This is a genomic window from Lelliottia sp. RD5, assembly GCF_056032945.1.
In genome coordinates, this window is the sequence record NZ_JBVYHQ010000004.1 from 153,504 (window position 1) to 173,707 (window position 20,204).

At 55.6% G+C, this 20,204-nt stretch carries 19 protein-coding genes and 1 other RNA gene; 14 read left to right on the forward strand and 6 right to left on the reverse strand.

What is annotated here, in order from left to right:
• The first annotated feature begins 44 nt into the window (after positions 1-44).
• Entirely contained in the window at positions 45-863 is an 819-nt protein-coding gene (gene cof / locus AC0LWE_RS14860) for an HMP-PP phosphatase (RefSeq protein ID WP_059177903.1), read from the forward strand.
• A 40-nt stretch (positions 864-903) separates the two neighbouring features.
• On the opposite strand, the gene AC0LWE_RS14865 is transcribed toward cof, so the two are convergent.
• Positions 904-1,950, reverse strand: a complete 1,047-nt coding sequence (locus AC0LWE_RS14865; RefSeq protein WP_202667281.1) for a PLP-dependent cysteine synthase family protein — start codon at positions 1,948-1,950, stop codon at positions 904-906.
• Positions 1,951-2,066: 116 nt separating this feature from the next.
• Between AC0LWE_RS14865 and AC0LWE_RS14870 the strand changes: the two genes are divergently transcribed.
• The 5 genes from AC0LWE_RS14870 (at position 2,067) to amtB (ending at position 7,997) form a co-directional block, all read left to right on the forward strand.
• A complete protein-coding gene (locus tag AC0LWE_RS14870) occupies positions 2,067-2,525 on the forward strand; it encodes an Lrp/AsnC family transcriptional regulator (RefSeq protein WP_059177905.1) in 459 nt (152 codons plus the stop codon).
• A 42-nt stretch (positions 2,526-2,567) separates the two neighbouring features.
• Entirely contained in the window at positions 2,568-4,340 is a 1,773-nt protein-coding gene (locus AC0LWE_RS14875) for a SmdA family multidrug ABC transporter permease/ATP-binding protein (RefSeq protein ID WP_219346951.1), read from the forward strand.
• Positions 4,333-6,114: a SmdB family multidrug efflux ABC transporter permease/ATP-binding protein gene (locus tag AC0LWE_RS14880; protein ID WP_059177907.1), complete on the forward strand. Its 1,782-nt coding sequence runs from the start codon at positions 4,333-4,335 to the stop codon at positions 6,112-6,114. The genes AC0LWE_RS14875 and AC0LWE_RS14880 overlap by 8 nt, the downstream gene beginning before the upstream one ends.
• A gap of 222 nt (positions 6,115-6,336) precedes the next feature.
• Positions 6,337-6,675, forward strand: a complete 339-nt coding sequence (gene glnK, locus AC0LWE_RS14885; RefSeq protein ID WP_012016323.1) for a P-II family nitrogen regulator — start codon at positions 6,337-6,339, stop codon at positions 6,673-6,675.
• Positions 6,676-6,710: 35 nt separating this feature from the next.
• Complete coding sequence (gene amtB / locus AC0LWE_RS14890; protein WP_059177908.1) at positions 6,711-7,997, forward strand: ammonium transporter AmtB; 1,287 nt, start codon at positions 6,711-6,713, stop codon at positions 7,995-7,997.
• Between the two features lie 184 nt (positions 7,998-8,181).
• On the opposite strand, the gene tesB is transcribed toward amtB, so the two are convergent.
• Positions 8,182-9,042, reverse strand: coding sequence for an acyl-CoA thioesterase II (gene tesB / locus AC0LWE_RS14895; RefSeq protein WP_059177909.1), 861 nt, complete (start codon positions 9,040-9,042; stop codon positions 8,182-8,184).
• 205 nt (positions 9,043-9,247) lie between these two features.
• On the opposite strand from tesB, the gene AC0LWE_RS14900 reads away from it, so the two are divergent.
• The gene (locus tag AC0LWE_RS14900; RefSeq protein WP_059177910.1) at positions 9,248-9,817 is read left to right on the forward strand and encodes a YbaY family lipoprotein; all 570 of its coding nucleotides are present in this window, start codon (positions 9,248-9,250) and stop codon (positions 9,815-9,817) included.
• Between the two features lie 32 nt (positions 9,818-9,849).
• Here the strand turns inward: AC0LWE_RS14900 and AC0LWE_RS14905 are convergent, their stop codons facing one another.
• On the reverse strand, positions 9,850-10,161 hold the full coding sequence (locus tag AC0LWE_RS14905) for an MGMT family protein (RefSeq protein ID WP_216981789.1): 312 nt from the start codon (positions 10,159-10,161) through the stop codon (positions 9,850-9,852).
• Positions 10,162-10,164: 3 nt separating this feature from the next.
• Positions 10,165-10,605 (reverse strand): GNAT family N-acetyltransferase, encoded by a 441-nt coding sequence (locus AC0LWE_RS14910; protein ID WP_202667277.1) that lies wholly within the window; start codon positions 10,603-10,605, stop codon positions 10,165-10,167.
• A gap of 162 nt (positions 10,606-10,767) precedes the next feature.
• On the opposite strand from AC0LWE_RS14910, the gene ffs reads away from it, so the two are divergent.
• From ffs to AC0LWE_RS14925, 3 genes are all read left to right on the forward strand, one after another.
• Positions 10,768-10,864, forward strand: an RNA gene (gene ffs / locus AC0LWE_RS14915) — signal recognition particle sRNA small type.
• Positions 10,865-11,152: 288 nt separating this feature from the next.
• Entirely contained in the window at positions 11,153-11,404 is a 252-nt protein-coding gene (locus AC0LWE_RS14920) for a hypothetical protein (RefSeq protein WP_012016329.1), read from the forward strand.
• The gene (locus AC0LWE_RS14925) at positions 11,401-11,616 is read left to right on the forward strand and encodes a hypothetical protein (protein WP_041689306.1); all 216 of its coding nucleotides are present in this window, start codon (positions 11,401-11,403) and stop codon (positions 11,614-11,616) included. The genes AC0LWE_RS14920 and AC0LWE_RS14925 overlap by 4 nt, the downstream gene beginning before the upstream one ends.
• 66 nt (positions 11,617-11,682) lie before the next feature.
• On the opposite strand, the gene yczR is transcribed toward AC0LWE_RS14925, so the two are convergent.
• Positions 11,683-13,104, reverse strand: a complete 1,422-nt coding sequence (gene yczR / locus AC0LWE_RS14930) for a MocR-like transcription factor YczR (RefSeq protein ID WP_202667276.1) — start codon at positions 13,102-13,104, stop codon at positions 11,683-11,685.
• An 84-nt stretch (positions 13,105-13,188) separates the two neighbouring features.
• Here yczR and yczE point away from each other — a divergent pair, with 84 nt between their 5' ends.
• The 4 genes from yczE (at position 13,189) to AC0LWE_RS14950 (ending at position 18,550) form a co-directional block, all read left to right on the forward strand.
• Positions 13,189-13,800: a membrane protein YczE gene (gene yczE / locus AC0LWE_RS14935; RefSeq protein ID WP_216981786.1), complete on the forward strand. Its 612-nt coding sequence runs from the start codon at positions 13,189-13,191 to the stop codon at positions 13,798-13,800.
• Between the two features lie 76 nt (positions 13,801-13,876).
• Complete coding sequence (locus tag AC0LWE_RS14940; RefSeq protein ID WP_202694280.1) at positions 13,877-14,944, forward strand: LacI family DNA-binding transcriptional regulator; 1,068 nt, start codon at positions 13,877-13,879, stop codon at positions 14,942-14,944.
• Positions 14,945-15,047: 103 nt separating this feature from the next.
• Positions 15,048-18,134, forward strand: coding sequence for a beta-galactosidase (locus tag AC0LWE_RS14945; protein WP_219346950.1), 3,087 nt, complete (start codon positions 15,048-15,050; stop codon positions 18,132-18,134).
• A gap of 62 nt (positions 18,135-18,196) precedes the next feature.
• Entirely contained in the window at positions 18,197-18,550 is a 354-nt protein-coding gene (locus AC0LWE_RS14950; RefSeq protein ID WP_059177919.1) for a DUF1428 domain-containing protein, read from the forward strand.
• Positions 18,551-18,587: 37 nt separating this feature from the next.
• Here AC0LWE_RS14950 and AC0LWE_RS14955 read toward each other — a convergent pair whose 3' ends face one another.
• Entirely contained in the window at positions 18,588-20,150 is a 1,563-nt protein-coding gene (locus tag AC0LWE_RS14955; RefSeq protein WP_219346949.1) for an EAL domain-containing protein, read from the reverse strand.
• Between the last annotated feature and the right edge of the window lie 54 nt (positions 20,151-20,204).

The following is a 20,204-nucleotide window of genomic DNA, read 5'->3' on the forward strand; positions in this document are numbered from 1 at the left end:
AATACTGATCCACAAGTTAATCCCATCACATTTCAGGAGTCATCATGGCGCGGCTTGCAGCATTTGATATGGACGGCACGCTTTTAATGCCGGACCACCGCTTAGGGGATAAAACCCTGAGCACGCTGAAGCGCCTGCATGAGCGTGATATCACGCTGACGTTTGCCACGGGTCGCCATGAACTGGAGATGCGCCATCTGCTGGGGGCGCTTTCGATTGATGCGTTTTTGATAACCGGCAATGGCACACGTATTCACTCTGTAGAAGGTGAGGTATTGCATCGTCAGGATCTCGATCCTGAGGTCGCAGATTTAGTTCTGCACAGCACCTGGGAGACCGAGGCGAGTATTCACGTGTTCAATGATACGGGCTGGTTAACGGGCAAAGAGATTCCGGAGTTGCTGCATGCCCATGTCTACAGCGGGTTTCGCTATCAACTCACAGATTTGCGCCGTATCCCCTCACATTCGGTGACGAAAATCTGTTTCTGCGGCGATCACGACGATCTCCGCCGTCTGCGCATTCAGCTTAACGAAGCGTTAGGCAGCCGCGCGCATCTCACGTTTTCGGCGATGGATTGTCTGGAAGTGCTGCCCGTGGGATGCAACAAAGGCTCCGCCCTGGCGGTGCTGAGCGACCACCTGGGCTTAACCCTGCAGGATTGTATGGCGTTCGGTGACGCCATGAACGACCGCGAAATGCTGGGAAGCGTGGGTCGCGGTCTGATTATGGGGAATGCGATGCCGCAGCTTAAGGCGGAGCTATCCCATCTACCGGTTATCGGGCATTGCCGTAACGAAGCGGTGTCCCATTTTTTGACACATTGGCTGGATCAACCAAACCTCCCGTATTCCCCCGAATAGTGAGACCCTTCCAGCAAGCCAGACCTCGGTCTGGCTTTTTTTATTTCAGCATCTGCGCAATCTGTGCTTTCCACGGGGCGATATCCCCGATATTCATTTTCACCCATTCTGCGTTGTAATAGGTGTCGAGATAGCGCTCGCCGCTGTCGCATAGCAGAGTCACGATAGAACCCGTGCGGCCTTCTTCGCGCATCCGCGAAGCCAGGTGCAGAACGCCCCACATGTTGGTACCGGTTGACGCGCCCACTTTGCGGCCAAGCTGCGTTTCCAGCCAGTGCGCCGTCGCCACGCTTGCCGCATCGGGCACACGCAACATCTCGTCGACAACATCAGGGATGAAAGAAGGCTCAACGCGCGGGCGACCAATCCCTTCGATTTTGCTGCCCACCAGGCTTCGAAGCGTGGCATCGCGGCTCTGCCAGTAGTCCATAAACACAGAGTTCTGCGGATCAACCACCATCAGTTGAGTGTCATATCCCTGGCAGCGAATATAGCGGCCAATCGTCGCTGAGGTGCCGCCCGTCCCGGCGCTCATGACGATATAGGACGGCTGCGGATGCGGCTCATTGTTCATCTGGCGGAAAATACTGTCGGCAATGTTGTTATTCCCGCGCCAGTCGGTCGCACGTTCGGCAAACGTAAACTGGTCCATATAATGGCCGTTTAGCTCGCGGGCGAGCATTTCCGAGGCGGCGTAAATCTCGCAGGCGCTTTCAACAAAGTGGCAGCGTCCGCCGTAAAATTCGATCTGTTCGATTTTACGTTTCGCGGTACAGGAGGGCATCACGGCGATAAACGGCAGGCCAAGCAGGCGCGCGAAATAGGCTTCTGACACGGCAGTTGAACCCGATGACGATTCAATAATCGTTGTGCCTTCTTTGATCCAGCCGTTGCATAAACCATACAAAAACAGCGATCGCGCCAGACGGTGCTTCAGGCTGCCGGTAGGGTGAGTGCTTTCATCTTTTAGATAGAGCTGAATGCCTGTAAAACCCGGCAGTGCGAGGCGAATCAGATGCGTATCCGCCGAACGTTGATAATCGGCGTTAATCTCACTGATCGCATGTTTGACCCAAGTGCTATTCATCGTAGGAATCCGTTTGTCATTTTGTGCCCAGCATAGCGAATAGCACGGAAAAAATTGTTGCTATCTGGCCTTTAAAATAGAATGACAGGAGAAAAATATTCTCTGTGAGGTGGGGTATGTTAGATAAAATTGACCGCAAGCTGCTCTCTTTGCTGCAAAAGGATTGCACCCTCTCTTTGCAGGCACTCGCTGATGCCGTTAATCTGACCACCACGCCCTGCTGGAAACGGCTCAAACGACTCGAAGATGAAGGCGTTTTATTGGGCCGCGTGGCCCTGTTGGATCCCGAAAAACTGGGGCTAGGACTGACCGCGTTTGTTCTGATAAAAACGCAGCATCACAGCAGCGACTGGTATTGCCGATTTGTCACCGAAGTCTCGGAGATGCCAGAAGTGCTCGGGTTCTGGCGCATGGCGGGTGAGTATGACTATCTGATGCGCGTTCAGGTGGCGGACATGAAACGCTATGATGACTTCTACAAACGGCTGGTCAACAGCGTGCCGGGCCTCTCGGATGTCACCTCGAGTTTTGCCATGGAACAGATAAAATACACCACAGCTTTACCCATTGAATAACATCCGGACTTTGCCGGAACAACACCTTCAGGAATTTACCGCGTGCGATTATTTGCTCAATTAAGCTGGTACTTCCGCCGGGAGTGGCGACGCTATCTCGGCGCAGTAGCCCTGCTTATTATCATTGCCATTCTGCAACTGATTCCGCCCAAAGTGGTGGGATATGTGGTGGATGGCGTCACGGAACAACATTACACCACCGCACGGGTGATGATGTGGGTAGGCACGCTGGTCCTGACTGCGGTGATTGTCTACCTGTTGCGCTACGTCTGGCGTGTGCTGCTGTTCGGGGCGTCTTATCAGCTGGCCGTGGAGCTACGCGAGGATTTTTATCGCCAGTTAAGCCGTCAGCATCCTGAGTTCTACCTCCGCCATCGTACTGGCGATCTGATTGCGCGCGCGACCAACGACGTGGATCGCGTGGTCTTTGCCGCCGGGGAAGGGGTCTTAACGCTGGTGGATTCGCTGGTGATGGGCTGTGCGGTGCTGATTGTTATGTCGACGCAAATCAGCTGGCAGCTCACGCTGCTGGCGCTGTTGCCGATGCCGATTATGGCGCTGGCGATCAAGCGCTATGGCGATCAACTGCACGAGCGTTTCAAGCTGGCGCAGGCGGCGTTCTCGTCGCTCAACGACAGAACCCAGGAGAGCATGACCAGCATCCGGATGATCAAAGCTTTTGGTCTTGAGGATCGCCAGTCGGCGCTGTTTGCTGCGGATGCCGCGGACACCGGCGCGAAAAACCTCCGCGTGGCGCGGATTGACGCCCGGTTTGATCCCACAATTTATATCGCCATCGGTACCGCGAACATGCTGGCGATCGGTGGCGGAAGCTGGATGGTCGTCAACGGTTCAATGACGCTGGGCCAACTGACCAGCTTTGCCATGTATCTTGGCCTGATGATTTGGCCGATGCTGGCGCTGGCGTGGATGTTTAACATCGTTGAACGCGGCAGTGCAGCGTACAGCCGTATTCGCGCGATGCTCGCCGAAGCGCCTGTTGTTAACGACGGCACCGAATCCGTGCCGGAAGGGCGCGGTGTGCTGGACGTTGCCATCCGTCAGTTCACCTATCCGCAAACCGAAAACCCGACGCTTGAGAACGTGAATTTCACGTTGCATCCGGGACAAATGCTGGGGATTTGCGGGCCGACAGGTGCCGGGAAAAGTACCGTGCTGTCTCTGATTCAGCGTCACTTTGATGTCACGCAGGGTGAAATTCGTTTTCACGATCTCCCGCTGACGCATTTGCAGCTCGACGCCTGGCGCAGCCGTCTTGCGGTTGTGAGTCAGACGCCGTTTTTGTTCTCCGATACGGTGGCAAACAATATTGCGCTGGGGCACCCGAATGCGACACAAGAAGAAGTTGAGCATATGGCGCGGCTTGCCAGCGTCCACGACGATATTCTGCGCCTGCCTCAGGGGTATGAAACTGAAGTCGGCGAGCGCGGCGTGATGCTCTCCGGCGGGCAGAAACAGCGAATTTCCATTGCCCGCGCGTTGTTACTGAATGCCGAAATCCTGATTCTGGACGATGCCCTCTCAGCGGTTGATGGTCGGACGGAACACCAGATTTTGCACAACTTACGCCAGTGGGGCGAGGGGCGCACGGTGATCATCAGCGCTCACCGATTGTCGGCATTGACCGAAGCGAGCGAAATTCTGGTGATGCAGCACGGGCATATTGCCCAGCGCGGCCATCACGACCAGCTTGCCGATCAGGCGGGTTGGTATCGCGATATGTATCGCTATCAACAGCTGGAAGCGGCGTTGAACGACGCGCCAGATCTGAATGAGGAGGCCACCGATGCGTAAATTCGTCCAGCTTTGGCCTACGCTAAAACGGCTGCTGGCCTACGGTTCGCCATGGCGTAAACCGCTCTCTATCGCGGTCGTCATGCTGTGGATAGCGGCGATTGCCGAGGTCAGTGGTCCGCTGCTGATCAGCTATTTTATCGACAATATGGTCGCGAAAAGCTACATGCCATTAGGGCTGGTGGCCGGGCTGGGTGTGGCCTATGTGGGCCTGCAACTGCTGGCCGCCTCGCTGCATTATGCGCAATCGCTACTGTTCAATCAGGCAGCGGTCGGCGTCGTGCAGCAGTTGCGCACGGATGTGATGGACGCCGCACTGCGCCAGCCGCTGAGTGAATTCGATACCCAACCCGTCGGGCAGGTGATTTCGCGCGTCACCAACGACACCGAAGTGATCCGCGATCTGTACGTCACCGTCGTGGCCACGGTTCTGCGTAGCGCAGCGTTAATTGGCGCCATGCTGGTGGCGATGTTCAGCCTCGAATGGCGGATGGCGCTGGTGGCGATTACCATTTTCCCGGCAGTGATGATTGTGATGGTCATTTATCAGCGCTATAGCACGCCTATTGTGCGTCGACTGCGTGCCTATCTCGCTGATATTAATGACGGCTTCAACGAAGTTATTAACGGCATGAGCGTGATTCAGCAGTTCCGCCAGCAGGGGCGTTTTGGTGAGCGTATGGGCGAGGCAAGCCGCTCGCACTACATGGCCCGCATGCAAACGCTGCGTCTTGACGGTTTCCTGCTGCGCCCGCTACTGAGCCTGTTTTCGGCCCTGGTGCTGTGCGGTCTGCTGATGCTGTTTGGTTTCGGCTCCGGTGGCACAATTGAAGTCGGCGTGCTGTATGCGTTTATTAGCTATCTGGGGCGTCTGAACGAGCCGCTGATTGAGCTAACGACGCAGCAATCCATGCTGCAACAGGCGGTGGTGGCGGGGGAGCGCGTATTTGAGCTGATGGACCGCCCGCGTCAGACCTATGGCGATGATGAGCGTGAGCTGCAAAGCGGCGCCATTGCGATTGAAAATGTCTCTTTCGCCTATCGCGAGGATCGGCTGGTGCTTCAGGATATCAACCTTGACATCCCGTCGCGCAGCTTTGTGGCGCTGGTGGGGCATACGGGGAGCGGGAAGAGTACGCTCGCCAGCCTGTTGATGGGCTACTATCCGCTGAGCCACGGCGAAATCCGCATTGATGGCCGACCGCTAGCTTCACTGAGTCACGGCGTGCTGCGCAAAGGGGTAGCGATGGTGCAGCAGGATCCGGTGGTGATGGCTGACTCCTTCTTTTCCAACGTCACGCTGGGACGGCCGTTTACGGAAGAACAGGTCTGGGACGTGCTGGAGAAAGTCCAACTCGCCGATCTGGTTCGCGGTATGAACGACGGAATATTCACGATGCTCGGTGAGCAGGGGAATACGCTTTCCGTCGGACAGAAACAGCTGCTGGCGCTGGCGCGCGTGCTGATTGAAACGCCGCAGGTGCTGATCCTGGATGAAGCGACCGCCAGTATAGATTCGGGTACCGAGCAGGCCATTCAGCAGGCGCTGGCTGCCGTCAGAGAGCACACCACGCTGGTGGTGATTGCACACCGCCTTTCGACGATTGTCGATGCGGACACCATTCTGGTGCTGCATCGCGGACAAGCCGTTGAGCGTGGGAATCACCGCCAGCTGCTTGAGGCTAAAGGGCGCTACTGGCAAATGTATCAATTGCAGCTTGCCGGTGAAGAGCTGGCCGCCAGCACACGCGAAGAGGAATCGCTGAGCGCGTAATGCACCAGAATTACGCACATTGCTAACAGGGATTTTCTGTTGGTGCAAAAATACAACGCATCATGCACTGTCATGGTGCGTTTTTTTTAGTTAAGCCCGAAATCCCCCCTCGCTTCGCCACGCCAGCCTGATTTTGTCCTCTTTTCCAACTCTGGCACAGGGCTTGCAATATCTCTTTCGTAAACGCTGCGGCCATTATTGAATTCTGACTGGAGGGGATCTATGAAGCTGGTTACGGTTGTCATCAAACCATTCAAACTCGAAGACGTACGTGAAGCGTTGTCTTCAATGGGTATTCAGGGACTGACGGTCACCGAAGTGAAAGGCTTTGGTCGTCAGAAGGGTCATGCGGAGCTCTATCGTGGAGCAGAATACAGCGTCAACTTCCTGCCTAAAGTGAAGATTGATGTGGCGATTGCTGACGATCAGCTTGATGAAGTGATCGATGTGGTCAGCAAAGCGGCCTACACCGGCAAAATTGGCGACGGCAAAATTTTCGTTGCCGAATTGCAGCGCGTCATTCGCATCCGTACGGGCGAAGCTGACGAAGCGGCACTGTAAGTAACTCCTGGCACACAGTGATAGGGATCGAGAAAATGAAGAAAACAACAATCAAACTGGCTCTGGGGTCTCTGGCACTGCTGCCGGGCCTGGCAATGGCGGCCCCTGCGGTGGCTGATAAAGCCGATAACGCTTTTATGATGATTTGCACCGCGCTGGTGCTGTTCATGACTATTCCTGGCATCGCGCTGTTCTACGGCGGCTTAATCCGCGGTAAAAACGTTCTGTCGATGCTGACTCAGGTTGCCGTCACGTTCGCGCTGGTCTGCGTGCTGTGGGTGGTTTACGGCTATTCACTCGCGTTCGGCGAAGGCAACGCCTTCTTCGGCAACTTTAACTGGGTAATGCTGAAAAATATTGAACTGACCGCTTTGATGGGCAGTTTCTACCAGTATATCCACGTCGCGTTCCAGGGCTCTTTTGCCGCGATTACGGTTGGCCTGATTGTTGGCGCGCTGGCGGAGCGTATTCGCTTCTCAGCGGTGCTCATTTTCGTGGTGGTTTGGCTGACGCTCTCTTATGTGCCAATCGCGCATATGGTCTGGGGCGGCGGTCTGCTGGCTTCCCATGGCGCGCTGGACTTCGCAGGCGGTACGGTTGTCCACATTAACGCCGCGGTAGCCGGCCTGGTGGGTGCATACCTGATTGGCAAGCGCGTAGGTTTTGGCAAAGAAGCGTTTAAACCGCACAACCTGCCGATGGTCTTCACGGGCACCGCGATTCTGTACTTTGGCTGGTTTGGCTTCAACGCTGGCTCTGCGAGCGCCGCGAACGAAATCGCCGCTCTGGCCTTTGTGAACACGGTTGTCGCAACCGCTGGCGCAATCCTTTCATGGGTGTTCGGTGAGTGGGTAGTACGTGGTAAACCGTCTCTGCTGGGCGCGTGTTCCGGTGCAATTGCCGGTCTGGTCGGTATCACGCCAGCCTGTGGTTATGTGGGCGTAGGCGGAGCACTCATCGTGGGTCTGGTTGCCGGTCTGGCAGGTCTGTGGGGCGTGACTGCATTGAAACGTATTCTGCGTGTAGATGACCCTTGTGATGTCTTCGGCGTGCACGGTGTTTGCGGTATCGTTGGCTGCATCATGACCGGTATCTTTGCCTCAACGTCCCTGGGCGGTGTGGGTTATGCAGAAGGTGTGACCATGGGCCATCAGGTTCTGGTTCAGCTGGAAAGCATCGGCGTGACGATTGTCTGGTCTGGTGTCGTCGCCTTCATCGCCTACAAACTTGCTGATATGACCGTGGGTCTGCGTGTACCGGAAGAGCAGGAACGCGAAGGTCTGGACGTCAACAGCCATGGCGAGAATGCGTATAACGCGTAATAAAAGCAAAAAGGCAACTTACGTTGCCTTTTTAATGTTTCATCCTCTCCCGTGGGAGAGGGCTGGGGTGAGGGGAGCAGACCGCACAAGGTCCAGGCAAAAAGGCAACGTAAGTTGCCTTTTTTAATGTTTCCCCCTCTCCCGTGGGAGAGGGCTGGGGTGAGGGCATCAGCCTGCACAAGGCTTAACCGCGATTTCGCATCACCCCTTCCTGTACCGTCGAAGCCACCAGAACACCATCCTGAGTATAAAACTCACCGCGCACAAAGCCGCGCGCGCTGGATGCAGACGTACTTTCCACGCTGTACAGCAGCCATTCGTTCATATCAAACGGGCGGTGGAACCACATGGAGTGGTCGATAGTTGCCACCTGCATCCCTTTTTCCAGGAAGCCCACGCCGTGCGGCTGCAATGCCACCGGCAGGAAATTGAAATCAGAGGCGTAGCCCAGCAAATATTGATGAACGCGGAGATCTTCCGGCATTGCGCCGTTAGCGCGCATCCATACCTGACGCTTTGGCTCGGCGATATGGCCTTTCATCGGGTTGTGGAACTCGACCGGGCGGATTTCAAGCGGCTTATCACACAGGAATTTTTCTTTAACCTGCGGCGGCAACAAATGCGCCAGCGCACGCGCAATATCCGTTTCTGATTTCAACTCATCAGGCGCTGGGGCGGACGGCATCGTTTTTTGATGCTCATAACCCGGTTCCGGGGCCTGGAATGAGGCCGTCATGTAAAAAATCGGTTTACCATTTTGAATGGCAGCCACACGCCGGGCACTAAAACTGTTGCCGTCGCGCAGGACTTCTACGTCATAAATAATGGGTTTTGCGCTATCGCCCGGACGTAAAAAGTAGCTGTGAAAAGAGTGAACCAGACGGTCTTCGGGCACGGTCTCTTTGGCAGCGTACAGCGCCTGACCCACGACCTGACCGCCAAAGACCTGGCGTAAGCCGAGATCTTCGCTCTGTCCACGGAAGAGTCCTTCCTCAATTTTTTCCAGATTCAGTAATGTCAGCAGATTGTTCAATGCTTGACTCATAGTCGTCCTCAATAAAGCGCTATCGCGAAAGATACGCTGATTATAACGCAGAATGGGAAGTGGTCCGATGGGTGCAATAATCTGAATAACGAGGCGAAACCAGGCATAAATAAGTGATATGTGCCACACTTAGTCACGTTATGTTTTTGTTAACGACTTCGGGCGGGATCGATCCCGCTTGTGCATTGAAGATAAGGAGAACTCAATGAAACTCGTGCACATGTTAAGTGGTTTAGCGGTAGCGGTTGCTCTGTCTGCGTGTGCGGACAAAAGTGCAGACATTCAGACGCCAGCGCCAAACCCAAATGCGGCAGGGGCGACAACGCAGCCGACCATGCAGCAGCCGAATGTTTCGGGTACGGTTTGGATCCGTCAGAAAGTGGCTCTGCCGCCGGATGCCGTATTAACCGTGACCCTGTCGGATGCTTCGCTGGCTGATGCGCCGTCAAAAGTGCTTTCGCAGAAAGCGGTGCGAACCGAAGGTAAACAGTCCCCGTTCAGCTTCGTGCTGCCCTTTAACCCGGCAGACATTCAGCCGAACGCGCGTATCTTGTTGAGCGCAGCGGTGACCGTCAATGACAAACTGGTGTTTATCACTGATACGGTACAGCCAGTGATCAACCAGGGCGGGACAAAAGCCGATCTGACGCTGGTTCCGGTTCAGCAGACAGCCGTTCCGATGCAGCAGGGCGGTGGTTCGGCAACAACCGTTCCATCAACCTCGCCAACGCAGGTTAACCCGTCTTCTGCGGTTCCTGCACCGACACAGTATTAATCCCCTGACCCTCTCCTTGCGGGGAGAGGGTTTTAATACTCCCACCGATATTTCTGCATATCGATTTGGCCTTTTCCCGACACCTGCACGCCTTCTGACAGCAACGCCTGGCGTTGACGCTGTAAATCAGGCCCAGTCAGGGAAATCTCCCCATGACGATTCACGACCCGATGCCACGGCAACGTGCTGCCTTCCGGCAAGCGCTTGAGCACGCCGCCCACCTGACGCGCCGCGCGTGGTGAACCTGCCAGTCGGGCCACATCGCCATAGGTCGTGACGAAACCTTGCGGAATAGAAGCCACAATTTGCCATACCCGTTGCGAGAAGGTGTCGTTATTATCCATGCGTTAGTCCTGTCGACGTTTCTCTAAACGGATATCGCCGTCGCCAGCGTCTTGTTCATTTCCCCATCCCAGATGACGATAGAAGCCCGCTGCGCGCGTGTTCTTTCCGGTTTCCAGCCAAATCGTGGCGCTGTGCTTGAAAAGGGCCTGCTCAGCAATGTGTACAAGCTGTTTACCCAGCCCCAGACCTTCAAATTGTGGCAGAACAAACGCGGCGAAAAGGCAGTTATCCTCCGGGATAATCATGGAAAAACCGACAGTTTTCTCGTTATCCACTGCGACCCACGCGCAGTCAGAAGTCTGTATCATGGATGTTATCGCTGCGGGCGTAATGCCCAGCGCCTGCATCTCTTCCTGGTTCATGGCGTTTTCCGTGACCGACGTGCGGACGTCGAATAAACCGGGAACATCGCCTGGAACTGCGGGTCTAATTTTCACAGCCATGCCTCATCCTTGCGTTCATTTCATGCCGGGATGACGATAATAGCGGATAAATGATGTTCTTTGCGCAATAAACCATCATCCGGTCGCGGTGAACTTGCAATTGCGATCCTGTGCAGGGATAATGCGCCAGCGCGTTGGGAACAACGCTCTCAATGGGGGCTCTGTTGGTTCTCCCGCAACACTACTCTGTTTACCAGGTCAGATCCGGAAGGAAGCAGCCAAAGCGGATGACGTGTGTGCCGGGATGTAGCTGGCAGGGCCCCCACCCATTTCTGCCTGTCTCGACGCTCTCGCGTAACATCTTCGATCTTCATTCACCGTCCGCAGAACCCATAGCTTGTTTTTTTGTTATTAGCCTTACGATTAAATGGGTTATGTAATATATCTTTCATCCATCTGAAATATTATTGTCATAAACCTGTAATAATAGACTGGCAAATTATTGTTGGGTGTTTTTATTCTGTCATAAGCAAAAAATATATATGTGGATTGCGCTGATAACTTCGTGTATTAAATAAATAACTTATTCCGAAGGGAAGTCACAAACATGGTCACTGCGGTACTTAACGTAAAAATAGATGAAGCGCTAAAAGAAAGACTTCGTCATTACGCAGAAGTGAATAACGAGAATTTAAGTGTCACCACAGAAAAACTGCTGCTGCTGGCCTTTGAAGCAGTAGAAGAGGCGGGAGTATCGGAAGAGGATATCGATAATCAACATACGGAAGAAGAGAGTGTAGCGCCATTTACTCCTAAAGAAATCAAAGCACTACGAAAAATTCTGAAGAAGAGAAAATGAAACAACAACTGTCTAATGCCAGTGACTACAAAGAGGCCTGCGATCTGCTTCGCTCAGGCTATGTAAAGCATGTACGTCTTGGCTGGAATGTAGGAAGTGATGAGTTCTTTCGCATTGCGTCTGACTGGTGTGATACCGGCGCAAAAATAAAGAAAGAAGGAGAAAGTTTTGTTATTTCTCTTAAGGGTTTCCCTATTCCTCCTCAGCACTGAGAACAAACCTGTGAAAACTGCTGACTGCATGCATTGCAGCCAGCAGTTTTTATTATTTCTGAAGCGCTATATAACAGCGCGTTTTAAAAAAACGTCTGTTTTATTCAAATTTGCCCATAGCGGTTTAATTTGCAAAAGCGCTTTCTCAAGCTCCGCGGGATCCAATGAAAAAGGCATCCGCAGGTAGCGATCAAACGCCCCCGAAACACCAAACCGCGTGCCGGTACCCAGATGGATTCCCAGCGCTTCTGCTCGGGCCGCCAGCTGAGTCGCCACCATGCCTGGAAGTTCTACCCAGTAAGAAAGCCCCCCTTCTGGCTCACAAAAGCGCCATTCAGGAAAATGCTCGCGCATCAATGCGCCACATTGGTTCCGGCGTTCAAGCAGCATCTCTCGTCTTGCCGGAAGAAACGACGCTGAATGCTCAATCAACCAGAGCGTAGCAAGCTGTTCAAGCAACGGCGATCCAAGATCGAGCGTGTCGCGCGTCTGCGCAAGCGTAGCGATGGTGCGAGAAGACGCGCGGATCCAGCCAAGGCGTAATCCTCCCCAGAAGCTTTTTCCTGCTGAACCCAGTGTAATCACGCTGGCCTGTGGGTTAAATGCCGCCAGCGGTGGCGGTGGCGGGGCATCAAACCACAGATCAACCATGGTTTCGTCGACCACCAGCGTCGTGCGGGTCTGAGCGGCAATATCCGTTATCGTCTGGCGGGTGGCGGCGTCCATACAACGTCCAGTCGGATTATGGAAATCCGGCATCACGTACGCCAGACGCGGCGCGGTTTGCGCCACCGTGGCGGCAAAACCGTCGGTATCCCATCCCGATTCAGGCAGCGAGACACCGACGGGACGACAGGATGCCCCCTGAATCGCGGCAATCGCCAGCGGATAGGTCGGATGATCCACCACCACCCGATCGCCTGGGCCGGTAAGCATTCGTAATACCAATGCCAGCCCGCTGACCGCGCCATTCACTACCATCACTTCATCCGCGCGCGTCGGCAATCCGCGCGCGCTGTACCGTGCGGCAATCGCCTCGCGCAGCGCCAGCAACCCCATCTGATCGTAACCCGTTAGCGACAGATGCTGCGTCATGGCGGTGAGGGCGTGGGTATAAGCCTGATGAATTTCCGGTCCGGCGCTGAGCGCGGCAGTGGAGAGATCCAGCGCCGAGGTGATGGCTGCGCGAGTCGGGACGGCGTGGCTTTCCGGCAGAATGACGCGCGACCCGCTGCCGTGACGGCTTTCCAGATAACCTTCGTCGCGTAAATGCGCCAGGGCGCTGCTGACGGTAGTGCGGCTGACATTCAGCGCGCTTGCCAGCTCCCGCTCGCCGGGCAAGCGTGTATCCAGCGCCAGTCTGCCGTCCAGAATGAGCAAGCGCAGGGCATCGGCTAACTGACGCCACAGCGGCGTGCGCGAAGAAACTTGCTGCCAGTGGCCCAACAGGCGCACCAGCGACTGGCTACCAAAGCGACGTGATGACATATGCAGTCCACTATTTGAAAACTGGACATTAATCATAGGGCCATTTCCGGCGAAGATGAAAGCATAAACTTCAGGAGAAAAAGAATGCTGCGTCGCTTACTGCAACTTTACGTCGGGCTGGGATTTTACGGGCTTTCCACCGCGATGTTCGTCCGTGCCGATCTCGGGGCTGATCCGTGGAACGTGTTTCACCTTGGCGTAGCCAAACTGCTGGCGATGGACATCGGTACGGTGATGATTTTAACCGGCGCGCTGGTGTTGCTGTTCTGGATCCCACTGCGCCAGCGTCCAGGGCTGGGGACCATTAGCAATGTGATTGTAATTGGTCTGGCGGCCGATGCCTCGCTGGCATTGCTCCCAGAAATGAGTTCGCTGGTGGCGCGCAGCGTGCTGTTGCTGTCAGCGGTAGTGGTGAATGCGCTCGCCACCGGAATGTACATCGGTGCGGGTTTTGGCTCGGGCCCGCGAGACGGGCTGATGACCGGCATCAACGCCCGTACGGGTTGGTCGGTGCGCAGTGTGCGTACGGCGATTGAAGTTTCGGTTTTACTGATCGGCTGTGTGCTGGGTGGAACGTTCGGCGTAGGTACCGTGCTGTATGCGCTCGCCATCGGCCCACTGATTCAAATTTGCCTGCCGTGGTTTCGTCAGAAACCGAAAATGAGTGTGACCCCGCAACCGGAAAGCGTTGTTTAATTTTGCGAAGCGCTCACATGCTTTAACAGACGCGCTGTGCCAGAATATCGGCATCTTCCGTTGCGATGTATACAGCATGAAAGCCATTACACTCTATGACGTTGCCCGCCTGGCGGGCGTCTCTTATCAGACGGTTTCCCGCGTGATTAACGATGCGGAACACGTCTCTTCTCGCACCCGTGAAAAAGTGCAGCAGGCAATGACCGAGCTGCATTACGTGCCCAATCGCGGCGCGCAGCAGCTCGCCGGCAAACGCACCCGCACGCTCGGGCTGATTACCACCGATCTGGCGTTGCATGCGCCCTCGCAGATTGCCTCTGCGGTAAAATCCCGTGCGGGTGAGCGCGGCGTGAGCGTGATGATCTCGATGGTGGAACAGCCAGAGTTTTGTCAGGCTGCGTTGCAGGAACTGCTGGCGCAGCGCGTTGAGGGCCTGCTGGTGAACGTTCCGCTGGACGATGCCGAAGCGGAAAAAATTCGCCATTTGGCCGCGCCGGTTCCGGTACTGTTCTTTGATGTTTCTCCTTCTGCGAACGTCCATCGCCTGGCTTTTGACGCTGAGCAGGGCGCGACGCTGGGTGCAGAACACCTGCTTTCACTCGGGCATCAGCAGATTGCACTCCTCGCAGGGCCTGAAAGCTCGGTCTCGTCACGCGCGCGGTTAGCCGGCTGGCAGGCGCGGCTGGGGCAGTCTGATATTACGCCGTGTGCTATTGCTCACGGTGACTGGAGTGCCGCCTCCGGGTATGAAAAAGGACATCAGCTTTTGTCTGGCGCAGCGCTTCCCGACGCCATTCTGGTGGCCAACGATCAGATGGCACTGGGCGTGATGCGCGCCTGCGCAGAAAAAGGGATCGCCGTACCGGGGCAAATATCGGTGGTGGGATTTGATGATACCGCTGACAGCGCCTGGTTTTCACCGCCGTTAACCACAATTCGCCAGGCGTTTCGTGACGCCGGTGAGCGCAGCGTCGAGTGGCTGCTTTCTCCCGCAACGGATGAACTCTGGCAAACGCAGCTGCCCGTCACGCTGGTCGAACGGCACTCCAGCGCCCGATTTTCGCCACAGCAGGCCGATCGCGAAGCGCTGGCGCAACAGCTGAAATCACTGGCGATCGTGGCCGAGCAGCTGGCGCGACAATAACGCTTTTGTGATCGACTTCGCTTTGCGGCCTTTCGATCCTTTACCGGATCATTTCTGCAGGGCATTGTGACTAAAATTGTGAGCGCTTCGCAAAGAGGTTAAAATGTTTACTGCATCCCCAATGTCACTTAGCAAAATCTTAGCCCGCCGCGACTGGGAAAACCCCGGCGTGACCCAATGGCATCGCCTGCCTGCCCATGCCCCGTTCAACAGCTGGCGCGATGAAGCACTCGCGCGGGCCGACGAAAATTCCTCCCGTAAGCGCTCGCTGAACGGTGACTGGCAGTTTAGCTATTACGCGGCACCAGAGCAGGTGCCGGAAAGCTGGGTGACAGACGATTGCGCCGACGCGGTGACAACGCCGGTTCCGTCAAACTGGCAGATGCAGGGCTTTGATACGCCTGTGTATACCAACGTGACCTATCCGATTCCGCTGAATCCGCCGTTTGTGCCCGCAGAGAATCCAACCGGTTGTTACTCGCTCACATTTGAAGTGGATGAGCAGTGGCTCGAAAGCGGGCAAACGCGCATTGTTTTTGAGGGCGTGAACTCAGCGTTTTATCTCTGGTGCAACGGCAAATGGATTGGCTATTCGCAGGACAGCCGCTTGCCCGCAGAGTTTGATTTAAGCACGGTTTTGCGCGCGGGAACCAACCGCCTGGCGGTGCTGGTGTTGCGCTGGTGCGACGGAAGTTACCTTGAAGATCAGGACATGTGGCGGATGAGCGGCATTTTCCGCGACGTGTCGCTGCTGCATAAACCGCACACTCAGATAGCGGATTATCATGTCGTGACGGAGCTGAACGCCGATTACGACCGCGCAAAATTACAGGTTGAAGTGGCGCTTGCCGGTGAGCAGTTTGCCGATTGCGAAGTGGCGGTGACCCTGTGGCGTGACGGGCTTTCAGTCGCGACGGTCTGCGCCAGGCCCGGGTCAGCCATTATTGATGAGCGTGGCAATTGGGCGGAGCGTTTAAACGTCACGTTGCCGGTGAATGATCCGGCGCTGTGGAGCGCCGAAACCCCGGAACTGTATCGCTTAACGATTGCATTGCGCAGCGGGCAAGGTGAACTCCTGGACGTGGAGGCCTGCGACGTCGGCTTCCGTCGTGTGGAAATCAGCAACGGCTTGTTAAAAGTGAACGGCAAACCGCTACTGATCCGTGGCGTCAACCGCCATGAGCACCATCCGGAAAACGGGCAGGTGATGGACGAAGCCACCATGCGCCGTGACATCGAGCTGATGAAACAGCACAACTTTAACGCCGTCCGCTGCTCGCATTACCCGAACCATCCGCTGTGGTACACGCTGTGTGACCGGTATGGCTTGTACGTGGTGGACGAAGCGAATATTGAAACACACGGCATGGTGCCGATGAGCCGTCTGGCCGACGATCCGCGCTGGCTGCCTGCGATGAGCGAACGCGTGACGCGCATGGTGATGCGCGATCGTAACCATCCGTCCATTATCATCTGGTCGCTGGGCAATGAATCCGGGCATGGCGCCAACCATGACGCGCTCTACCGCTGGGTTAAAACCACCGATCCCACGCGTCCGGTGCAGTATGAAGGCGGCGGCGCAAATACCGCTGCGACCGATATCGTCTGCCCGATGTATGCCCGTGTCGATCAGGATCAGCCGTTTGAGGCCGTACCAAAATGGTCACTGAAAAAGTGGATCGGCATGCCGGATGAGACGCGCCCGCTGATCCTGTGCGAATACGCCCATGCCATGGGTAACAGTTTTGGTGGATTTGCAAAATACTGGCAGGCATTTCGCGATCACCCACGCTTACAGGGAGGATTCGTCTGGGACTGGGTGGATCAGGCGCTGACCAAAAAAGACGACAACGGCAACCCTTTTTGGGCGTATGGCGGCGATTTTGGTGATACACCGAATGACCGTCAGTTCTGCCTGAATGGGCTGGTGTTCCCGGATCGCACGCCGCATCCGGCGTTGTTTGAAGCCCAGCGCGCGCAGCAATTTTTCACGTTTACGCTGGTAAGCACTTCACCGCTGGTGGTCGACGTGCACAGCGATTATCTGTTCCGCCAGAGTGATAATGAGCAGTTGTCCTGGAATATTGCACGCGACGGCGAAGTGCTGGCGAGTGGGGACGTGGCGCTCACGATTGCCCCGCAGCAAACGCAGCGTATTGAAATCGACGCACCGGAATTTGCCGCGGCGGCAGGCGAAATCTGGCTGAATGTGGATATCGTTCAGACGGCGTCGACCGCCTGGTCTCCGGCGAATCATCGCTGCGCCTGGGATCAGTGGCAGCTGCCCGCGCCGCTCTATATTGCGCCGTCCGTTGAGGGAACGACGAAGCCAGACCTGACGGTAAAACAGGATCGGCTCGAAGTCAGCCATCAGTCACAGCGTTGGCATTTTGATCGTACCAGCGGAAATCTGACCCAGTGGTGGAATAACGGCACCGCGACGCTCCTCGCCCCGCTGAGTGATAATTTCACCCGTGCGCCGCTCGATAATGATATCGGCGTCAGCGAAGCCACGCGTATCGATCCAAATGCGTGGGTTGAGCGCTGGAAAGCGGCGGGCATGTACAACCTCACGCCGCGTCTGTTGCACTGCGAAGGAGAACAACGCGCGCAGGCCGTGACAATCACCACCCTGCACGCCTGGGAATCAAACGGCAAAACGCTGTTCCTGAGCCGCAAAACCTGGACAATTGACCGTTCTGGCGTGCTGCATGGCGACGTGCAGGTACAAGTGGCGAATGATATTCCGCAACCCGCGCGCATTGGCCTGAGCTGTCAGCTGGCGCAAACGCCGCAAACGGCAAGCTGGCTCGGCCTGGGACCGGACGAGAACTACCCGGACAGAAAACTGGCCGCCCGTCAGGGGCGCTGGACGTTGCCGCTGGACGCGCTGCATACGCCGTATATTTTCCCGACGGATAACGGCCTGCGCTGCGATACGCGCGAACTGACTTTTGGCACGCATCAGCTGCAGGGTGATTTCCACTTTTCATTGAGCCGCTACAGTCAGCAGCAGCTGCGTGAAACCAGCCATCATCATTTGCTGGAACCTGAACCGGGCTGCTGGCTGAATATCGACGCCTTCCATATGGGCGTCGGCGGCGATGACTCCTGGAGCCCAAGCGTGTCGCCGGAATTTATCCTGCAACACCGCGTGATACGTTACGCGTTTAGCTGGCGACAGGACTAAACTTAACCTCGTCGGTTGCGGTCACAGCTGGTGGCCGCACGCTCACTTCGGAGGTTTGACTCATGAAGTATGTCGATGGTTTTGTGGTTGCCGTTCCTGCAGAAAATAAGGAGGCTTATCGCGAGATGGCGTCCAGGGCGGCTCCACTGTTTAAAGAGTTTGGCGCGACGCGGGTTGTGGAGTGTTGGGCCGAGGACGTTCCGGATGGAAAATTGACCGATTTTCGCATGGCGGTCAAAGCGGAAGAGGGCGAAGAAGTCGTTTTCAGCTGGATTGAATATCCGTCGAAAGAGGTTCGCGATGAGGCGAACAAAAAGCTGATGTCCGACCCGCGCATGAAAGAGTGGGGAGATTCCATGCCGTTCGACGGCAAGCGAATGATCTACGGCGGGTTTATGCCGTTACTGGATGAGTGAGGGTTTGCGCCCGGCGACGCACCGCGTGCCGGGCGACTTATTCGTCAGGGTCGAGATTGTTCTCTGCCCATAAGATGAACTCCACTTTTGGCAACGCTTTACTGTATAACCAGCCCTGCCCGTACTGCACGCCGTGGCGACGCAGCCACTCTAATTGCCCTTCGGTTTCGATACCTTCAGCAACCATTGCCATGTTGAGCGATTTTGCCATTTCAATAATGTGCGGCGTGACATTTTTGTACTCCAGCGCATCCACGAATGATTTATCAATTTTCAACGTATCGACATCCAGATCCTGGAGATAGCTGAGGCTGGAGTAGCCGGTGCCAAAATCGTCGATATAGATGGGGTGGCCTGAACGACGCAAACTGGCGATGAGCGGCGCACTCACCGCGGGATCGGCAAACTCCCGTTCGGTCAATTCCAGCGCAATTTGCTGCGGCTGAATCTGCCAGTGTTTAAGCAGACGACTCAACACCTGCGGCAGTTCATCACAAAATAGATCGGCGGCGGAAAGGTTAATGGAAATATGTTGATGGGGGTGATGGCGTAGCCATTCGCCCATATCCTCAAAGACCTTCTCAATCACCAGCCTGGTTAATTTAGACGTCAGCCCCGTTTGCTCAGCCAGCGGAATAAAAATGTTTGGCGAAAGCAGGCTGCCGTCCTGCTGAGGCCAGCGGGTGAGTGCCTCGGCGCCGGTTATCTTGCCACTATCAAGCGCCACGATGGGCTGATAATGGATAACAAATTCACGGGCGTGGATCGCATCCAGCAGACGATTACGCGGGGATTGCAGGCGGCGTAAAAGCCGCATCACAAAGGCCGCGGCCACAAGACTGACCAGAGCACCAAACGGGAACCAGAACAGCAGCTGTTGATGCCAGCTCGCCTTGAGCGGCTCAAGAGAGGCCCAGGCGACGACCGCAAAGCGCAAATCTGGGACGGATTTGACGACGTACATCGATCCCTTGTACTGCAGCGGCGCAAAATCCTGTTTCTGTAATTGCTGCCAGATGTGCGGTGGGAGAGGGCTGCTGCTGGAAAAAACAATATTGCTGTCATAGCCGACCAGCGCGGCTTCGATCGGCCAGGCCCCAAAAGGAATGACATCAATCAGCGATTCCGGATCTAACAGGACCAGATAGTTTCCGAGGCCCAGCACGGTCATATAGCGCCGAATGCCGAGATCGTTTTGCTGCGTCAGCCACGCATCATAGCCATCGTGCGTCGTGCGCATAGGAAGCGGAAACGCCTTCGCTTTGCTGACCTGCTCGAGCGATGAACACACGGGCTTGCGGTTATCAACGTACATCACTTCCTGAACGTAGCGGAAGGAGAAAGAGATCCGGCGCATCTCCAGTAAATGCTGATAGCTGCACGGCTCACCGTTAAAAGACTGGATTTGCGTTAGCGCTGCTTTAGCTTGATCAATCACTTTGTTGCTACGGATCAACACACGCGAAGAGTAGCGATCCAAATCCTGGACAAATTTGTCCTCTGCCTGGCGATGCGCGAGCCAAACACTCAGGCTGATGGGGATCAGCACGGAAAAAATCAGAACACCAGTCACCAGGCTGACCAAATGGCGGGTTGTCATGCAGCGGTATCCTTTCTGCAGTGCTGAATTAAATCGCCCCAAAATGATAATCTT